This is a genomic window from Saccharospirillum sp., from assembly GCF_039982735.1.
GTDB lineage: Bacteria > Pseudomonadota > Gammaproteobacteria > Pseudomonadales > Natronospirillaceae > Saccharospirillum.
In genome coordinates this window covers 34,341-52,876 of the sequence record NZ_JBDWXV010000013.1, presented here as the reverse complement: position 1 = coordinate 52,876, position 18,536 = coordinate 34,341, and the positions used below count along the sequence as shown (strand labels likewise).

Sequence of the window (18,536 nt, the reverse complement as noted above, 5' to 3'; positions counted from 1 at the left end):
GGAAAAACGTCACCCTTCCAGAAAGCACCAATGGCGCGATCTGGAAGGGTGGTTAGGCAGGCTTGGAGACGGGCCTTACTTGGGGCCGCGACCGGCGCGCTTGCGCTCGTTTTCGGTCAGCAGTTTTTTACGGATGCGGATCGACAGCGGTGTTACTTCAACCAGCTCATCGTCTTCGATGAACTCCAGCGCCTGCTCCAGCGTGTGCTGAATGGGCGGCGACAGCGTCAGTGCTTCATCGGTACCGGCAGCACGAATGTTGGTCAACTGCTTGGCCTTGGTCGGGTTAACCACCAGGTCGTTGTCACGCGAGTGAATGCCGATGACCTGACCTTCGTAGATATCCACACCATGACCGAGGAAGAGACGACCGCGACTCTGCAGTGTGAACAGGCTGTACGCCAGGGTTTTACCCTTGGCCATGCTAACCAGCACGCCGTTCTGGCGGCCAGACATGTCACCGCCCTTCACCGGACCATAGTGATCAAAAATGCTGGTCATGATGCCGGAGCCTGAAGTCAGCGTCAGGAACTGACCGCGGAAACCGATCAGGCCGCGAGAAGGCACCATGAACTCGAGTTTCATGCGGCCCTGGCCGTCGTTTTCCATGTTGGTCATTTCGGCTTTGCGCAGACCCAGCTCTTCCATCACGCCGCCCTGGTGTTGCTCTTCCAGGTCGATCACCACTTGTTCGTAGGGCTCCTGAATTTCGCCATCGATCAAGCGCTGAATAACCTCGGGACGAGAAACCGCCAGCTCGAAGCCTTCACGGCGCATGTTTTCGATCAGGACCGACAGGTGCAGTTCACCCCGGCCGGATACTTTGAATTTATCCGGAGTGTCGCCCTGCTCAACACGCAGCGCCACGTTGTGAATCAACTCCTGGTCGAGGCGGTCTTTCAGGTTGCGCGAAGTGATGTACTTGCCTTCGCGACCGGCGAACGGGGAATCGTTCACCAGAAAGTTCATGCTCACGGTCGGTTCATCAACCGTCAGTGGCTTCAGTGCTTCCGGGTGGTTCGGGTCGCACAGGGTATCGGAGATGTTCAGGCCTTCGATGCCGGTGACGCAGACGATATCGCCGGCTTCGGCTTCGGGCACTTCAATGCGCTCGAGGCCGTGGTAACCCATGACTTGCAGAATACGGCCTTTTTTCTTGCTGCCGTCTTTACCGACCACTACCACCTGCTCGTTGGTCTTCAGGCGACCGCGCGTGATGCGGCCCACACCGATAACGCCAACATAGCTGTTATAGTCGAGGGCGGAAATCTGCATTTGCAAGGGACCGTCACGCTCTACTTCCGGCGGTTGTACCTGGTTGACGATCATCTCGAACAGCGGCGTCATGTCTTCAGCCATGTTCTGCGGGTCGTCACCGGCGACGCCATTGAGGGCTGAGGCGTAAATGACGGGGAAGTCGAGTTGTTTGTCGGTGGCGCCGAGGCGGTCGAACAGGTCAAAGACCTGGTCCATCACCCAGTCTGGCCGGGCGCCGGGGCGGTCGACCTTGTTGATGACAACAATGGGGTGCAGACCCTGTTCGAAGGCCTTGGAGGTCACAAAACGCGTTTGCGGCATGGGGCCGTCTACAGCGTCGACCAGCAGCAACACGGAATCGACCATCGACAGTACCCGTTCAACTTCGCCACCGAAGTCGGCGTGTCCTGGGGTATCTACGATGTTGATGTGGTAATCCTGCCAGTTAATGGCCGTGTTTTTGGCCAAAATCGTAATACCGCGCTCACGCTCCTGGTCGTTGGAGTCCATGATGCGTTCAGTGCCCTGGTCTTTACGGCCCAGAGTGCCGGATTGTCGAAGCAGTTTGTCGACCAGTGTGGTTTTACCATGGTCAACGTGGGCAATAATGGCGATATTACGAAGTTTCTCGATCACAAGCAGGGTGTCCGGCTTTAAATTAGGGCGCGCATTATACCTGTTAAAGCTGAATAAAAAAGAGACAACTGGGTTACAGACCGTGACCCGCTTAAAAAGCCGCTGATTTACTGAAAATAAGCGCCAAAACGGTGCAAAATGCCCATTTTACCCTAGCTGGAGTCTGATCATGATCAAGCTGTACTACTGGACAACCCCGAACGGTCACAAAATCACGCTCTGTCTCGAAGAAATGGGCCTTTCATACGAGGTTATTCCGGTCAATATCGGCAAAGGCGACCAGTTTCAGCCAGAATTCCTGCGATTTTCGCCGAATAACAAAATACCGGCAATTATTGATACCGAGCCTGGCGATGGCGGTGAACCGGTCCCGGTGTTTGAATCCGGTGCCATTCTCACCTACTTGGCGGAGAAAACCGGCCGGTTTTATGGTGAATCACCCCGGCAGCGGCTGGAGGTCACGCAATGGCTGTTCTGGCAAATGGGTGGCCTGGGGCCCATGGCGGGCCAGAATCACCATTTTAACGTTTATGCCCCCGAGCCCGTGCCTTATGCAATAGACCGCTATGTGAAAGAAACGGCCCGCCTTTATGCCGTGATGGACCGGCAACTGGCGGACCAGCCGTTTCTGGCAGGTAACTATTCCATCGCCGATATGGCCAGTTACCCCTGGGTGGTTTCCCACGAACGTCAGAAACAGGATTTGAACGATTTCCCCAATGTTAAGCGCTGGCATGCCGCCATCAGTGAACGGCTGGCGACAAAGCGCGCTTATGCGGTGGTTGACCAGATCAGAGAGGCCAAGCAGGGCTTTACTGACGACGAAAAGAACATTCTCTTCGGCCAGGATGCCTCGCGCGTTTCCCGCAATTAATCAGGTTTGCCTCTATAAGAAAGTCGGTCCGGTTATTTCAGGACTTCTGGCCCATAGCGCTAACGGTTAACTGGCCTAAGCTGGAGCACCACCTGCTGATAGGAGGCAAGGATGAACACCACAGCCAAGTTCTGGGATAAACTGGCTCCGCGCTATGCCACCATGCCAATTGCGGATGAAGCGGCCTATCAGGAAAAACTTGAGATAACGCGTCAGTATTTGCAGCCAAACAGCGACGTGCTTGAACTCGGTTGCGGTACTGGCTCGACCGCAGTGCTGCATGCCCCAACGGTGAAACACTATCTGGCGGTAGACTGCTCCTCCGCCATGCTGGACCTGGCGCGCACGAAAGCAAAGGATTCCGGAGTTGGCAACCTTGCCTTCGAACAAGCAACGGTCGACGAATTTACCTCGCCAGGCGTTCGTTTCGACGTGGTGCTGGCACTCAGCTTGTTACATTTGCTGGAAGACAAAGAAGCCGTTCTTTCGAGGATTCATGGTTTTCTGAAACCCGGTGGCGTGTTTATTTCCAGCACGGCCTGTTTGGGTGACCGTCTGGCGTATATAAAATACATAGCACCCATTGGACGTTTTTTTGGCAAGATGCCCCTGGTAAAAGTGTTCACCGTAGCCGAACTGGAATACAGCATGATAGAGGCAGGTTTTGCCATTGAATACCAGTGGCAGCCCGACCCCAAAAAAGCGGTGTTTATGGTTGCTAGAAAACGTTAGCTAGCAAACTGAGCTCTGGGATTAATAAAACACCGCCGAATAACACCGAATAAAACACAGGGACTTATGCTCACCTTCGGATTGTTCTACTCAACCGCACTCATCCTCATCGGCCTGAGCAATCGCGCCCAACTGCGTTACGGCGGTGCTGCCCTCATTGTGCTGGCCGCAGCCACCATTGGCTACACGACCTGGGTATTCGCCGCAGTGGCACTCGCCTACATTGGCCTGACCGCCTGGATGGTAGAGCAAGCCGTACTCACTGCCGTGCGCTGGGTGCGATATGGCCTGTGGTTCCTGGCCAGCGCAGCCCTGGTCATTCATGCCATGCCAGGTTACGAAGGCATGGTAGTGGCCGATTACGTACTGCTAAAAGCCGGCAGCACCTACACCAATCTTTATTTCAACCACGACAAAGTGCTCGTCGCCTGGTCCCTGCTGAACTTCATTCCCTTATTCCGGCAAAGCGTTACACCCAAACCGTTAACCCCCATTTGGCTGATGCCCATGGCCTTAACCCTGGGTATTGCAGCAACCCTAACCCTGGCCGTTACCCTTGGCCTAATAAACTGGCAATCCGGCTGGACCCCCTGGTTCTGGATATTCGCGGCCGGCAATCTGCTGAACACCTGCATCGCGGAAGAACTGCTCTTCCGTGGCCTATTGCAACGTCAACTGCAACAACGCCTGGCGCCATTGTTGGCATTGACTGTGGCCTCTGTACTGTTCGGGTTTGCCCACCTGGCCGGTGGCTGGGCTTATGTGGGCGTAGCTACCCTGGCTGGCGTGGTATATGGCCTGGCGTATTACTTCACCGGCAGGGTAGCCTGGGCCGTACTCGTCCACTGGTTACTAAACCTCAGTCACCTCGTGTTGTTCACCTACCCTGTTGTAGAGGGGTACATATAACTGGCAAAAAACCCGACCAGTGTGAGGCCAGCCCTCTGGGCGGCAGGAAGTAGAAACAAGCCACAGACCCATACGACTCTCGCTCCCCCGCACCTGCCAAATGGCCTTGAAGGAACGGGGGAAAAGAGGCGCAAACGACACCTCTGACACATAAATACTTGCCAACTTTTCCATATAGTGCCAAGGTACCAACACAACATATCTCCCCTTGGTGTGCCCTGTAACCGGCTGGGCGGTAGCGAATTTAAACGATCTTCCCAGGCTCAATATTCCAATCTCACCTAACCCCACAATGACTGTAAACAACAGCTTCGCTCAGCAGAGCTATACCCGCTACTGCCTGACTTATGGTCTTGATAAACTCAGGCTGCTACTCCTTGGTTTTCAGTTACTGTGCTTTTGTTATAAGCAGTCTTAGACTTTGAAGGGAATAGCCGTGTCAAACCCCAGGATCGACCACATAATTGCATTCATTATTGGGGCCGTAGCCTTGTACTCTGGATATATAACTCTGCCAGGACTGCCAGAGGTCTATGCTAGTTGGCAGTCGTTTTTCGATCAGGGTAGGTCAGTTTATCCAATATTAATTACTGGCCTGTATTCTACGGTTCCCCTTGGCTTTCTCATGATTGCCATTTTGGTCTTTCTTAATAAGCGCAGCTACTTTATCTTCCCGGTGCTGTTAATTGGTTGGTTTGTCTTTATCAGTTTTACGGTGTATTTAGTATTAATATTGGTGCTTTTCTGGTGGCTCAAGCTTGATACTAGGCTTCATTTAACAAGGCCCTCAAGCAAGGATGCAGCATAGCTTTGCGTTTGATGCCACAAGGAACCTAATGAATCTACTCTTTGTTTGTAGTGAAAATAGACTGAGAAGTCCTACCGGAGAGGAAGTATTCTCTGAATACCCGGGTGTAACCGCTATCGGTGCAGGCACGAATTCAGACGCTGAAACGCCCGTTAGTGGCGATCTTATCGAGTGGGCTGATGTCATCCTTGTTATGGAAAAGAGCCATAGAAACAAAGTTTCCAGAAAATTCAAAGATCTTCTTAAGGGGAAAAAGCTGGTTTGTTTAGACATACCGGACAACTACGGCAGAATGCAACCAGAGTTAATTAGGCTTTTAGAATCAAGGGTGGCAAGGCATGTTCGGTTTAATTAAGCGTGTAGCAAGTGTCAGGGGTATCAGCCCTTCGGGCCTGGACTCGCTCCCTCGTTGGTGTTCCAAGCGATAGATGGCTTCTCTTACGCGAGGAAGCAGATGTTGATCATTGAGACCAAGCGCATAGTACTGCGCGACTTAGAACAATTCGATGTGATTGCCTAAGACCGAATGGTCCCGTCGTAGTTATAATGAACAAACGCATGGAATAGTGAACACACGTGCGGAAGTTTCATACCAAATTGCTCACCATTTATGTGAATTAGGTAACTTAAAGGTGCACTGTGTATAAGCAACCCGTTGATGATGAAATCGCTCTATGTTTACCGGACAGGAGGTATTTACCTGCTTTGTGGAAGATTGTCCAAGTAGACTTTGAGTATCTAAGTGAGTGGCTTGAGTGGCCGAGACTTGTGAAGAGTGAGTCCGATCTCGATAAATTCGTTGAATCATCGCTAACCAAAATTGCGACTGGCTCGGCTATGACGAACATTGTTGAGTATAAAGGAGAAGTGGCTGGGGTTGCTGGTTTCAATTCAATTGAAAATGAATTGAAACGAGTAGAAATTGGGTACTGGCTAGCATCAAGATTTCAAAGGCAAGGCATAATGACTCGTGTTTGCCAGTATTTAATCGATTATGCTTTTACTGAACTCCTTATGGACAAGGTTCATATATCGGTTGCCGAAGATAATGTTCCTAGCCGACAGCTTTGCAAGCGTTTGGGTATGTATGAAGAGGGTAGGATAACAAATGAAGAAAGAATTGGTGATCGGATCTTGAATCACGTAATTTATGGGCTGCACAAGAATACTATGTGATAAGGCCGTGAACGTCAGTCCAAGCCACCACGCGCCGCAAGTGGGCCTAGGGCACATGGTAGCGGCGTTAAAATTCTCTGGTCACAGAATTGTAAGGCAGAGAAATGAACAGAAGTGAACAGATAAAAGAATGGATATCAGAAGACGCTATGCGAATGCAGGCACTTTTCATTGCAAGTTCACTGGGCTTGAGCGATTGGTGCCTTGCCGCTGGTTTTGTTCGCAACCTTATTTGGGATAAAGTGCATGGGTATAGCTGCGCGACAGCTCTGAATGACATCGACCTCATCTATTTTAATCCAGACGATACAAGCGAGAAAGCGGATAAAGCCTTAGAAATTCGTCTCAAAGCGATCTCAGACTTTCCATGGTCGGTCAAGAACCAGGCCAGGATGCATACACGGAATTTAGATCGTCCGTATGCGTCAACTGAAGACGCTATGAGTTATTGGGTGGAAGTTGAAACAGCGGTTGGCGCGACATTAAGTGAAGGTCAGGATATAGACATCATCGCTCCTTTCGGCGTTGATGTGCTCTTCGAGTATACAATTACGCCGAATTCAAAGAGGCTGAAGCCAGAGGCATTCGCTCAGCGCATGCAAGAAAAAAGGTGGCTCGACATTTGGCCGAAATTGATGGTAAATGCCTGGCCGTCAAGGCAAAGAGACGTCTTATGAGAGAGGCAGAGGTTCTAACCCGTTACAAGGCTTGGGCAGACGATCTGTTCTTAGCCGCACTGTCTTCGCTTCCTGATACAGAGCTTACCGCACCTCGATCAATCGTCTTTGGCAGTCTGCTACGCACGCTTAACCACTCCTATCAAATGGACTGTGTCTGGAAATGTCACTTGCTGGGCAAACCTCACGGCCTAACCACCCGCAACCCTGATGATTGTCCGGAGTTGGAAGAATTAATTGTAAGGCAGCGAAGCATAGACGAGTGGTATGTTAACTACGCGAACACAATAGCAGAGAATGAACTGAAGGAGATTGTTGAGTTTGAGTTTATAGGGGGAGAAACCGGAAGAATGAATCGTCGGGATATCCTATTGCACGTTGTAAACCATACTACTTACCATCGCGGGCAAGCGGCAGGCATTCTGTACCAGATCAATGTTACTCCGCCAGCCACTGACTTCCCGGTGTTCCTGCGGGAAACTAAGGCTGGCACTTGGTAAGCGCAATCACGGCGACCAATTTTCCGCCGCTTCGCGACTCCAGGCCAGTGCGTATGCTGGGAACTATAGGGTAGCCGCTGAGCTCAGCGTTTTTTACAACCTGAAGTCTGAGGAAGAGAATCTTATGGCCAAGCACGTTGGATCTTGCCTGTGTGGAGCAGTCAAATTTGAGGTTAACGGAGAGTTCGACCGTTTTTACCTGTGTCATTGTGAGTATTGCCAAAAAGACACCGGCTCGTCTCATGCGGCGAATCTATTCTCGGCTTCCGCAACGTTGAATTGGCAGTCAGGTGCAGATACTGTGACGTCTTTTATGCTGCCTGGTACTCGTCATAACAAAAGCTTTTGTCGCTTGTGTGGTTCAGCATTGCCAAACACTCAGGTCGCAGGGATGCTTGTCGTGCCTGCAGGGTGTTTGGACACTGAAAATTCCATGGTGCCCACTGCGCATATTTTCACATCCAGCAAAGCAGGCTGGGATGAGGATCTAGGGGAAATACCAGCGTTTGTGGGGCTGCCCGGTTAAGGTACCATAACCTGTTGCGTGGACGTTTTTGGCCGCAGTGATAGGGTGAGCCGTCACGTTGTATCACTTGCCACGGCGAGGCGTTGAAGCCAGAGATAGATGCGCATACAGGGCTCATTATTTGGTTGAACTTTTATTCCCCACCCGGGGGCAAAAAAAGAGCGACCCGGAGGTCGCCAAAGAGTGCTACGAGGTTGCACTGAAACAGATTAACCTTGGGTGGGTGCGTCGGTCAGCTTGCGAATTAGTTCAACCTCTGCGTCGAGGTAAGGCGTCCCGTCTTTACGAAAGATATCGTGGAACCACAGTGGCGGTTCATCTTGTCCGGGTTGCGCTTCCCAGGGGAATTGGGTTTGAATTTTACCGGCCACCAAGCCCCAGTTTAGCGCACCAATGTTCTGCTCTTTAAAATAGGGCAGGTGCGTATCGAAACGGCATCCGGCCGGGCGGGCCATGTACTCGGTGCACAGTAAGGGCCGGCCAAATTCAGTGAGTGTATTGACGATGCCTTGTGTCACCTCAAGCACTTCATAGTTGTGAAAGCTGATAATGTCGGCATTGGCCAGGTGACAGTCGTTGATCGCCTTGAACCCGTCTGTCCAGCGAAAGGGTCCGGTGGTTAAGGGTTGCGAAGGATTTACCTCGCGTGCCCATTGGTACACGGCTTCCAGTAAACCGAGTGAGTTACCAAGCAGGCCTTCATTGCCCGGTTCGTTGTATAAGTCCCAGCCATAGATCCGGCGATCGTCCCTGAAGTGTTGCATCACACCCTGGACGTAGTTTTGTAATTGGGGCCAAACGTCAGCGTTAATCACATGGCGAGCGCCGGGCGACTGCAGCCATTGAGAATTATGGATGCCCGGGCGCGGCTGTGGTTGCGCACCCGGGAAGGCGTAGTTGCTCCAGCAGTCGTCGAAGAACACGAATAGTATGGCAATGTTGCGTTCGTCGGCCAGTGCCAGAAACTGATCAATACGATCGAGCAAGCCTGTTGCATCGCTCTTCCAGAGCAAATCGTGCAAGTAGACGCGCAGCAGGTTGAACCCGAGGCTTTCAGCCAGATCGAGTTCTCGCGCTATCGTCGGCGTATCGAACGTCTCCGCTTGCCAGAATTCGAGCTGGTTGCAAGCCGAGCTCGGCGTAAAGTTGCAGCCAACGGGCCAGCCATGCTGTTCGGTCCAGTGCCAGGCGGCTTCCGGGCTCCATCTGTGTGACATGATAGTGTTCCTGTGATTGTACTGAATGCGAAGGCGGAGCCGGTTTGGCTCCGCCCAGAGGTTTACAGCAGGCGGTTAATTTCACGCTCTGCGTCAGCCAGGGCCTCTTCTATGCCCTTACCCTGCAGCCAGATCGATTGCAATTCGCGGTTGAGCACGTCCTGGATGGCGCTGTATCGAGCGGCGGGCGGGTTATCCCGGGCGATGTTGACGGTGTTGCTATACTCGTCGCGGTGGGCCAGGTTCTGGTACTCAGCCGAGTCCAGTACCGATTGACGCACAGCCAGGTGGCCGGTGCGTGCCCAGTCGACATTGTGGTCGTTCAACCAGGCCAGAAAGCCGAGGGCGGCTTCGTATTTTTCCGGATCGCTTTGCAGAGTAACCGGCAATGCCCAGGTGTGACTGTCGGCCCAGGTAGCGGCTTCATCGAACAACTGCGGGTAATCGGCGACGTAGTAGGACGCCAGTGCAGAGTCGCTGTTACGGGTCTCACTGTCGTAGATGTCGACCATCCAGGTGCCGTTAATCTGAATGGCAGCGTCGCCTTCCAGAAACGCCTGCTGTGAATCGCTGTAGTTCAGGTTCGGGTCGGCATAGCCGGCATCAAACAGGCCGACAATGGTTTCAACGGCGCGCTGTGCTTCCGGTGTATTGACCGTCGCTTCGTCACCGCTGAATACATTGCTGTCCTGTTGCCACAACATGGCAAGTACCATCCGTACCCCGATCGGGAACTGGGCAAAATCGGCGGTGAGATAATTCTTGCCGGTGGCGTCTTTCACTTGTTTGGCATGGGCCATCAGTTCTTCTGGCGAGCTGGGTAAAATGGGTTCGCCAGCATCATTCACCAGACCCGCTTCGGCCATAATATCCAGATTGATGTGCCAGAGGTTGGCGTGAATGTCCATGGGAATGGCGTACATTTGGCCATCGTAGGTAACGGCATCTCGCGCGCGGTCGACCCAGTCGTCCGGGTTGATGCCGGCGGCACGCAGGTCGTCTTCCTGCAGGGGCATCAGCGCGCCCAGCGAGGCAAATTCAGCAATGGATGACTTGTGGATAACGTGAACATCCGGTGCGCTGTTACCCGCATACATGGCCTTCAACTGGTCATAGTAATTGCCCCAGTCTGTTGGCAGCGTCTCAATAGTGACGCCATTATCTTCAGCCGAATAGGCGTTGATGATGGTCTGAATAATACAGGCTTCACCGACGGCCGCGCTCACATCGGTTCCCGCATCGTCGCACGAACCAAAGAAACGGGCCAGCTCCAGTTCGGTTTCCGCTTGAACGCCGGTGGCAGTTACGCACAGAGCCAATGCGCTGGCGGTGAGTGTTTTGGTCAGTCTCATGTTGTTCTCCTGCTGTTGTTGTTTTTTCGACCCGGTCAGAGTCGATTTTGAACACTGCGTGTTTATGTGTGGGTCGTTCTGGTCTGAGGCCACTGTCGCGGGCCCCGGTTTGTTTCGGTAGTAATGCGTTGCTATTTGTCCGTCGACAAAGCAATGCCGCGCAGAATGTATTTCTGAAACATCAGAAACAGAATGATCACTGGCAGCGATGCCAGCACACCGGAGGCCATTAACTGTCCGAGCCCTTGCGACTGGGCAAAGTTGCCCTGTATTTTTGCCAGGCCGACGGTGATGGTGAAAAAGTCGGTACGCTGTGCCGAGACCAGGGGCCACAGATAGTCGTTCCAGGAATACAGAAAGGTAATGATCGCCAGCGTCATCATCATCGGCGTGGCCAGTGGCAGCATGATCGACCAGAAAATACGGGCATGACCACAGCCTTCCAGGCGCGCCGCTTCTTCCAGTGAATCCGGAATGTCTTTGAAAAACTGCGTCATCAGAAACACACCGATCGGCAGGGCAACCCGGGGCAGGGCCAGCGTAGGCAGGCTGTTGTGTGCATTCCAGTCTGCGAACATGACATAGAGTGGGATGAACACCACCTGTTCCGGTACCATCAAGCCGGCGAGTACCAGCGGGTAGACAATGCTGCGGCCGGTAAAGCGAATGCGGGCAAAGGCGTAGCCGGCCAGTGTCGAGGTAGCAAGAACCAGCAATGTTGAGGTTCCGGCAACCAGCATGGAGTTCATGAACCAGCGCGGTGTATCACCGATGGAAAGAATGGCGCGAAAATTATCGAGCGTGAACGGTACCGGTACCAACCCCAGAAAGGTGTTGGCGGTGGTGCGGCTCAGCAGTTCGTTCGGCTGCAGCGAGAGCGACAACATCCAGACTACCGGTATCAGCCAGACGACGGCCGCGGCGGTGACGACGATGAACACCCAGCGGGGCAAGGCACGTTGATTCATGTTAAGACTCCTGCCGCTTGGTGACCCAGAACTGGATCAGTGAAAAAATCATCATGAAGGCGAACAGCACGGTGGCCATGGCTGACGCGTAGCCCACCTCCGAATCGCGAAAAGCCGTTTGATAGATGTATCGGACCCAGACATTGGTGGCATCTCCGGGGCCGCCCTGAGTCATCAGTTGCGACTGGCCGAATACCTGAAAGTGCAGAACGATCTGCATGATCATCACAAACTGAACGGTGCGAATGATCGAGGGCACAATAATCTGCACGATCTTGCGCCAGCCTTCGGCACCATCAAGCGTGGCCGCTTCGAGGCGTTCACCGGGTATTTGTTGCAGGCCTGCCAGAAACAAAATCAGCGCGAACCCAACCGACCACCAGACCGTGGCGGCAACAATGGCGCCCATGGCGAGCTGGTCGTCGGTCAGCCAGTTGGGCGAATCAATCCCGAACGGCGCCAGCACATTGGCAATAAAGCCGTTGCGCACGCCATAAACCAGTTGCCAGATCAGCGTGACAACGGTGACCGACAGAATCTGTGAAAAGAAAAACACACTGCGCAAGGTGGCGGCCCAACGACCTTCGCGGTTCAGGGCAATGGCCAGTAACAGGGCAATGATGGTGGTAACGGGCACAACCCAGGCGACAAACACCAGGGTGTTGCGCACGACGATCCAGAACCGCGTGTCGTACCAGTCACCGGTGAGACCGAGCAGAATAACAGTCGTGAAAAGCGTGAGCCCAGCCATCAGGTGGTGGCTGTACCCGACCGCGCGTCGGCGAACCGATCGCACATACAACGCAACCACCAATGCCGAGACCACCAACCTGAACGGCCACATCGGTTGCAGCGACCAGCCAATGTCATCGCCACCCATCAGGCGAATGTAGTTGCCCAGCCCAATGAATTCCTTGGCTCCCGGGTTGAACGTTACCGCCAGCAGGTTCCACTCGTGCAGGCTCATCCAGAACCCCTGAATGAACGGCCACAGTAGCAGCGGCACAAAGGCTATTAGGTAGGGCAGGATGAATGCCCAGCCAGAAAAGTTGTCACTGTGTAGAAACGAAGTCAGACGCATCGCGCTTGCCTTTGTTGTTGTTGTTTTTAAAATAATGCGCTTCAATGCGAGTTCAGGCAAGACGCATCAGGAAACCGAATAGGTATCTTAAGTTATTGAAATATAACGATTTAAATACAATAAAACTTACCGGAAACTGGTTGGCGCGATTATTAAAGGTATTGAAATAGTGGAACTAAAGACGAAACGCCTGACCGACCCGACCCATGTCTCGCCGACGCTGGTGTTGAAATCGGACGACCGGCGTGACCTGAACACCATTAAAGCGCTGGCCAGCGAACCCCGGGTGCGCATTCTCAGCGAGCTGGCAGAAGGTCTGCACAGCGTGGGTGATTTGTCCCGCTCACTGGGGCTACCGTTGTCGACGGTGTCTCAGCACGTTAAAAAGCTCGAGTCCTGCGGCCTGGTGCACATTGAGGAAAAACCGGGCGAGCGCGGCTTGCAGCGTATTTGCCAGCGCGTCTACGATCGCATCGTTATTGATATGCCCACCCATTCCGAACCCAGCCACGAGCATCCGATCTGGGAGTTCAGCTGGCCGGTGGGTGCCTATTCGGACGCCAGTGTCACCCCAACCTGTGGCCTGACCAGCGAAATCGGCCTGATTGGCCTGACCGATGATCCAAGTTCCTTTTACGAACCGAATCATCCCAGTGCTCAGCTGATCTGGTTCAAATCCGGGTATCTGGAATACCGCATCCCCAATCGGCTACCGCACTCGGTACGACCGCGTAATCTCTGGCTGACCATGGAAATCTGTTCCGAAGCGCCGATGTATCACCCGGACTGGCCCTCGGATATCACCCTGTGGATCAACGACGTTGAGCTGGGCAGTTGGACTTCACCGGCCGATTTCGGTGACCAGCGCGGTTTGCTTAACCCCAGTTGGTGGGAAGACCGCAACACCCAACACGGCCTGCTTAAAGGCTGGCGCGTGACTGAGCGAGGCAGCTTCATCGACGGTATTCGGCTCTCCGATGTAACTTGTGACGATCTGCAGTTAATGAAGAACCGTTTCATTAGTGTGCGCATAGGGGTTAAGGACGATGCGCGTCACGTCGGTGGTATCAATCTCTTTGGTCAGAAGTTTGGCAACTATGAACAGGACATTGTGCTGCGGGTAGAATACATCTAAACGATTTGGTTGGAGGTTCCAGGCTACTGTACTGTTCCCTCATCTGCGCGCAGAAGACGCCATCGCTGTACCCGCCAATACCAGTGGTAATGCCAGAAAAAAACGAGGCCCAAACCAGTACCGAACCAGAGCACATCGATCATTCCCACCGTTCCCAGGCTTGACCGGGCCCGGTGCCCTAACGGTCTTTTGGAGTATAGGCCGCGTGGAAAATGACCCGGTAGAAATAGAAATATGGCCAGGGGAATCAGCGCAAGGGCTGGGCGAGAGAAGACGATTTTCCCAAGGGGTATGGTGTTACGGGTCAGTTTGATGCACAGCCCCATGGCGGTGAACAAAAACCCGGAAAGTATGCGCAACTGAATGCCCCGTCGGTTTTGGTTGAGCTGGGTCAGAACCTCAGGAGTGGTCACGCAGTCGGTCTCCGGGTAGGTTAAAGGGCACCGCTGCTTGAATATCAGGGCATGATATAACATATCACTGAAAGCAGGCAGTGTTGCAGATCGGTATTGGTTAGCGAGGCTTATGATCGCAGCAATGACACCCGGTGTTCGGGTGGAATATGATGAGAGAGACGAACGAAAAAAATGGGCAGCGAGGTAGGTCTTTTATTGTGCTAATTCCGTCTGAGGTGGTGGTTACACTGGTAACGGCGCTGGTCGTAGGGCTAGTGGTTGTCTTCCACTATGAATTTATTCAGTTATTGAACCGCTGGGTGGTGCGCCGGCAACACCGGTTGCATGAGTCTGTCCGGGATAGACCCATTGTCCTGACGGTGATGTTTGCACTGCTGTTCGCTCATGTGGTCGAGATATGGTTGTTTGGTGGCGCCACTTATCTGTTGCTGAGCCAGGATGGCTATGGGGCCATTACCGGGTATTCAGACGTTACCTTTCTCGATTGTGTGTACTTCTCGGCGGCCAACTACACAACTGTAGGCTGGGGCGACCTGGCAGCGACCGGCGATATCCGGTTTCTGGCCGGCACCGAAGCGCTGGTCGGGTTTATGATGATCACCTGGTCGGCCTCGTTCGGGTATCTGGTTATGGCCAGAACCTTCCGGTATGACCCGGGTGAATGATGATGGGTGATTAGACCTTGCACAGCACAGTGTCGATACGGCCGTTCGAACCCGGCGACTTTAGCGCGATTGAAGCCATTTATGCCCATTCCAAGTTGGACGAACTTCGATTTGAGCAAGGTCCGTTCGAGCTGCTACCGCTAAAGCAGGATGAACAGAGGTTTCGGAATTTGATGGCCGCCCACATCATTGTGAGCGGCCAGCCAGATGTTCAAGGCTTTGGGGCTGTTTTCGAGAGTGAGATCAGGGCAATTTTCGTGCACCCGAGTTACCGTGGGAAGGGCGTTGGAAAGGCATTGTTGCAACACCTTATTTCAGTTGCGGGGAAGCCTGCCAGATTGTCGGTTGCCAAAAGCAACGCGCCTGCTGTTGAGTTGTATCGGCGTTATGGCTTTTTCACTGTTCGTGAGTTTGAAGCCAACTACAATGGAGTGCCCGTACAGGCAATTGAAATGGAACGATCATAACCGGCATTCATAGGTCCTATTGTTGTAGGCCAATGAACGGCAATAATTTATCCTAGGGAGCAACAGAGTGCGCCAGACGTTAAGGGAAAGAGTGATTGATGTGTGTGATAAAAAGCTGCAAACCAAAGGCGATACTGTGGGAGTTTCGTTCTATGCGTTCTTCGCCAATAAGAATGATGACCCGGAGCTGCTGATGGAAGCGGCGACCTGGTGGATTCAAACTCACAAACTGGACCACTTTGAAAAAGCCAGTAAGATCAGGGCCATGGTGGAAGCGGGGCTGTAATTCCCGCGACCTTAAGGCTGACCATTATCGGGAGTGACGACCAATGAGCACGAAGAACCCGGCAGTAGATGACTACATGGCAGAGGGTTGTGGCCGGTGCGATAAAGTCGGTACTCCCGAGTGCAAGGTTAACACCTGGCGCGACGGTCTGGTTGAGTTGCGCAAAGTATTGCTCGGTACGCCGCTGACTGAGGAGCGTAAATGGGGCGCTCCCTGTTACACCTTTAATGGCCAGAACGTGGTGATGATTGGCGCATTCAAAACCAACTACGTGTTGAGCTTTATGAAAGGCGCCTTGTTAAAGGACGAGCATAAACTGCTGGTTGCTCCCGGCGAGAACACGCAGTCTGGCCGGGTCATTCGCTTTACCGATGCAGAGCGGGTGGTCGAGTTGGCTCCCGTGCTTGATTCTTACATACTGGAAGCCATTGAGATTGAAAAGGCGGGTCTGAGCGTCGATTTTAAGAAAATGGAAGATTACGCCCTGCCCATTGAACTTCAGCAGGCAATGGATGCGGACGCTGCCCTGAAAGATGCCTTCGAGGCGCTCACGCCCGGTCGCCAGCGTAGCTACATTTTGCACATCGGCAGTGCAAAGCAGGCTAAGACCCGTGAAGCACGAGTGGAGAAATGCCGCGACAAGATTTTCGATGGCAAAGGGTTTAACGAATACTGATTTGGCTGCCATCGTTCTTTGTTATTCAACACATGGTACGAGCCAGGCAGAGAAGTCCGGCTCACCAGGGAGGAGACGGACCCATGACAACTCAGTCAACGGCATTGTCCTGTCGGTGCGGTGAAGTGACGCTTGAGGTTCAGGGCAAGCCGATTATGAGCGCAGAATGTCTGTGCTCAGACTGCCAGGCAGCCGGTGCAGTTTTGCAGGCATTACCCGGTGCCCCTGCCACTGTGGATGCAAAGGGCGCCACCCGCTTTGTGATGTACCGGAAAGACCGGGTGCAGTGTACCCAGGGTCAGCACCGGTTGCGTGAGCATCGTTTGTCGGAAGGCGCGCCAACGCGGCGTATCGTGGCCATCTGTTGCAATACCCCGATGTTTCTGGAGTTTAGCCATGGGCATTGGCTCAGTGTTTACGGGGGGCTCTGGCCAGCGGCCAGTTTACCGCCGCTTGAGATCAGAACCATGACCCGCAGCCGTCCCGAGGGTATCGAACTGCCAGACGATGTACCCAACCCCAAAACCCATACGCTCACCTTTTTCGGCAAGTTATTGGGTGCCTGGGTTGCTATGGGTTTCAGAACGCCCAAGGTCGATTATGTGGCAGGGCCTCTGGAAACCGGTAGCGTTGAAACAAGCTGAGATTACTCCCTTCGGTCGACATCTTATTTTCAGGCCGTCGGTTCCAGTCAGGCATCGCGCATCCCCTGATCTGAGCTAAACTTGGGGATTGTTTAGCGAGGAAAGTTGTGATGACGATTACCGGTGGTTGCCTGTGTCAGGCTGTTCGTTACCGTATTTCGGCCGATGCTATCGATGCTGGCTATTGCCATTGTCGTCTATGCCAGCGCTCAGCCGGTGCGCCAGTTTTGGCCTGGGGCACCTTCCCGCGAACAGATCTCGAGTACACCCGCGGCGCACCGGGGGTGTATGCCTCCAGCGAGCAAGGGCAGCGCGAGTATTGCGCCGGGTGCGGTACGCAACTGGTGTTTCGACATGCCCGGGAGCCGGAGACGCTGGATGTCACTTTGGCCTCTCTGGACGAGCACTCGACAATTCAGCCGCGGTATCATATTTGGGTGGCAAGTAAAGTTGACTGGTTGCAGATATCCGACAACCTTCCACAATATCAGGGCGCCGGGCCGGACCATCCGAATGCCCATTAATTGACCTCTGTTTTTTTACCCGCCAGAGTCGGCCGGCTAGAGGTCGCGTTAGGAAATGCCCCGGAGTTCTCTGAGGCTTAGTGGGCCCCTATTAACGAATGCTAATTTGGAAGCACCTTAATGCCTTGTTTCAAGTTTTCACAGGTTAACGTCTTTTCAGCCGACCCGTTTCTTGGCAACCCACTTGCGGTCGTGCATGACGCCGATTCGCTCAGTACCGAGCAGATGTCAGCCATCGCTCGGTGGACAAATCTGTCTGAGACTGTGTTTCTGGTAGAACCAACCAACCCGGAGGCAGACTACGCAGTACGGATATTCTCGCCGCAAGTAGAACTGCCGTTTGCCGGCCACCCCACCCTGGGCGCCTGTCATGCCTGGCTGGCAGCGGGAGGCAGGCCCAAAAATGTTGGACGGGTTATGCAGCAGTGTGAGGTGGGTCTGGTCACCATCGGCAACAACGAAGGCGGGCTCGAGTTCGCTGCACCGCCCCTGATACGGACAGGTCCACTGGAACCGGACGTACTGAACCAGATAATGAAGGCGCTTTCATTGTCGCCATCGGACATTGCCCATCATCAATGGGTGGATAACGGCCCCGGCTGGTGTGCCATCATGTTGCATTCAGCCCGCGATGTGCTGGCGCTCGAAACCGAATGGGCAACACTGGCCCCGCTTAACCTTGGTGTTATCGGGCTGCACGATGCAAATGCTGATGCGACGGTTGAGGTTCGCGCCCTCATCGGCGATGGCGGCTATGAAGACCCGGTGACTGGCAGCCTGAACGCGAGCCTGGCGCAATGGTTGATACCGGCCGGTCTGGTACCCTCGCCTTACCTCGCCTCTCAGGGCACCCGCCTCAAGCGCGCAGGTAACGTACAATTGCGCGAAGCAGATGGCGATATCTGGGTGGGTGGCGACGTGGTGGATGTGATCAGTGGCAAGATCTCGGTTTAATACCCCGTTGTCATGAAATTGGTCAGTCGTCTAAGGTTGGGGCTCTCGCCGTGATT

The 18,536-nt window shown here is 53.5% G+C and carries 21 protein-coding genes; 16 read left to right on the top strand and 5 right to left on the bottom strand.

Translation table 11 applies throughout. From position 1 onward, the window contains the following. Positions 1-75: 75 nt before the first annotated feature. Entirely contained in the window at positions 76-1,893 is a 1,818-nt protein-coding gene (gene typA, locus ABJT94_RS13150; RefSeq protein ID WP_348474233.1) for a translational GTPase TypA, read from the bottom strand. Positions 1,894-2,062: 169 nt separating this feature from the next. On the opposite strand from typA, the gene ABJT94_RS13145 reads away from it, so the two are divergent. The 8 genes from ABJT94_RS13145 (at position 2,063) to ABJT94_RS13110 (ending at position 8,095) form a co-directional block, all read left to right on the top strand. Further along, positions 2,063-2,767, top strand: a complete 705-nt coding sequence (locus ABJT94_RS13145) for a glutathione S-transferase N-terminal domain-containing protein (RefSeq protein WP_348474232.1) — start codon at positions 2,063-2,065, stop codon at positions 2,765-2,767. A 111-nt stretch (positions 2,768-2,878) separates the two neighbouring features. Beyond that, entirely contained in the window at positions 2,879-3,499 is a 621-nt protein-coding gene (locus ABJT94_RS13140) for a class I SAM-dependent methyltransferase (RefSeq protein ID WP_348474231.1), read from the top strand. A gap of 66 nt (positions 3,500-3,565) precedes the next feature. After that, entirely contained in the window at positions 3,566-4,408 is an 843-nt protein-coding gene (locus ABJT94_RS13135; RefSeq protein ID WP_348474230.1) for a CPBP family intramembrane glutamic endopeptidase, read from the top strand. A gap of 836 nt (positions 4,409-5,244) precedes the next feature. Further along, the gene (locus ABJT94_RS13130) at positions 5,245-5,571 is read left to right on the top strand and encodes a low molecular weight protein tyrosine phosphatase family protein (protein WP_348474229.1); all 327 of its coding nucleotides are present in this window, start codon (positions 5,245-5,247) and stop codon (positions 5,569-5,571) included. A gap of 284 nt (positions 5,572-5,855) precedes the next feature. Beyond that, positions 5,856-6,392 (top strand): GNAT family protein, encoded by a 537-nt coding sequence (locus ABJT94_RS13125; protein ID WP_348474228.1) that lies wholly within the window; start codon positions 5,856-5,858, stop codon positions 6,390-6,392. A gap of 104 nt (positions 6,393-6,496) precedes the next feature. Then, positions 6,497-7,069, top strand: coding sequence for a nucleotidyltransferase family protein (locus ABJT94_RS13120; RefSeq protein ID WP_348474227.1), 573 nt, complete (start codon positions 6,497-6,499; stop codon positions 7,067-7,069). Beyond that, positions 7,066-7,569, top strand: a complete 504-nt coding sequence (locus tag ABJT94_RS13115) for a DinB family protein (protein WP_348474226.1) — start codon at positions 7,066-7,068, stop codon at positions 7,567-7,569. The genes ABJT94_RS13120 and ABJT94_RS13115 overlap by 4 nt, the downstream gene beginning before the upstream one ends. Positions 7,570-7,693: 124 nt before the next feature. Beyond that, the gene (locus tag ABJT94_RS13110; protein WP_348474225.1) at positions 7,694-8,095 is read left to right on the top strand and encodes a GFA family protein; all 402 of its coding nucleotides are present in this window, start codon (positions 7,694-7,696) and stop codon (positions 8,093-8,095) included. A 209-nt stretch (positions 8,096-8,304) separates the two neighbouring features. On the opposite strand, the gene ABJT94_RS13105 is transcribed toward ABJT94_RS13110, so the two are convergent. The 4 genes from ABJT94_RS13105 to ABJT94_RS13090 all read right to left on the bottom strand — a co-directional run bounded on the left by ABJT94_RS13105 (position 8,305) and on the right by ABJT94_RS13090 (position 12,713). Continuing rightward, positions 8,305-9,312, bottom strand: coding sequence for a hypothetical protein (locus tag ABJT94_RS13105; protein ID WP_348474224.1), 1,008 nt, complete (start codon positions 9,310-9,312; stop codon positions 8,305-8,307). Positions 9,313-9,374: 62 nt separating this feature from the next. Further along, positions 9,375-10,664 (bottom strand): extracellular solute-binding protein, encoded by a 1,290-nt coding sequence (locus tag ABJT94_RS13100; RefSeq protein WP_348474223.1) that lies wholly within the window; start codon positions 10,662-10,664, stop codon positions 9,375-9,377. 131 nt (positions 10,665-10,795) lie between these two features. Beyond that, the gene (locus ABJT94_RS13095; protein WP_348474222.1) at positions 10,796-11,632 is read right to left on the bottom strand and encodes a carbohydrate ABC transporter permease; all 837 of its coding nucleotides are present in this window, start codon (positions 11,630-11,632) and stop codon (positions 10,796-10,798) included. Position 11,633: 1 nt separating this feature from the next. Then, positions 11,634-12,713: a sugar ABC transporter permease gene (locus ABJT94_RS13090; protein ID WP_348474221.1), complete on the bottom strand. Its 1,080-nt coding sequence runs from the start codon at positions 12,711-12,713 to the stop codon at positions 11,634-11,636. 169 nt (positions 12,714-12,882) lie between these two features. Between ABJT94_RS13090 and ABJT94_RS13085 the strand changes: the two genes are divergently transcribed. From ABJT94_RS13085 to ABJT94_RS13050, 8 genes are all read left to right on the top strand, one after another. After that, positions 12,883-13,848 (top strand): ArsR family transcriptional regulator, encoded by a 966-nt coding sequence (locus ABJT94_RS13085; RefSeq protein ID WP_348474220.1) that lies wholly within the window; start codon positions 12,883-12,885, stop codon positions 13,846-13,848. Between the two features lie 613 nt (positions 13,849-14,461). Continuing rightward, a complete protein-coding gene (locus ABJT94_RS13080) occupies positions 14,462-14,929 on the top strand; it encodes an ion channel (protein ID WP_348474219.1) in 468 nt (155 codons plus the stop codon). Between the two features lie 17 nt (positions 14,930-14,946). Next, positions 14,947-15,396, top strand: coding sequence for a GNAT family N-acetyltransferase (locus ABJT94_RS13075; RefSeq protein ID WP_348474218.1), 450 nt, complete (start codon positions 14,947-14,949; stop codon positions 15,394-15,396). 67 nt (positions 15,397-15,463) lie between these two features. Further along, positions 15,464-15,682: a DUF6500 family protein gene (locus ABJT94_RS13070; RefSeq protein ID WP_348474217.1), complete on the top strand. Its 219-nt coding sequence runs from the start codon at positions 15,464-15,466 to the stop codon at positions 15,680-15,682. Between the two features lie 43 nt (positions 15,683-15,725). Continuing rightward, on the top strand, positions 15,726-16,358 hold the full coding sequence (locus tag ABJT94_RS13065) for a YdeI/OmpD-associated family protein (RefSeq protein ID WP_348474216.1): 633 nt from the start codon (positions 15,726-15,728) through the stop codon (positions 16,356-16,358). Positions 16,359-16,441: 83 nt separating this feature from the next. Beyond that, positions 16,442-17,002 carry a hypothetical protein gene (locus ABJT94_RS13060; RefSeq protein ID WP_348474215.1) on the top strand — a complete coding sequence of 187 codons (561 nt, stop codon included), beginning with the start codon at positions 16,442-16,444 and terminating at the stop codon, positions 17,000-17,002. A gap of 110 nt (positions 17,003-17,112) precedes the next feature. Then, the gene (locus tag ABJT94_RS13055) at positions 17,113-17,526 is read left to right on the top strand and encodes a GFA family protein (RefSeq protein WP_348474214.1); all 414 of its coding nucleotides are present in this window, start codon (positions 17,113-17,115) and stop codon (positions 17,524-17,526) included. 120 nt (positions 17,527-17,646) lie between these two features. Then, positions 17,647-18,480 carry a PhzF family phenazine biosynthesis protein gene (locus tag ABJT94_RS13050; RefSeq protein WP_348474213.1) on the top strand — a complete coding sequence of 278 codons (834 nt, stop codon included), beginning with the start codon at positions 17,647-17,649 and terminating at the stop codon, positions 18,478-18,480. Positions 18,481-18,536 lie beyond the last annotated feature (56 nt).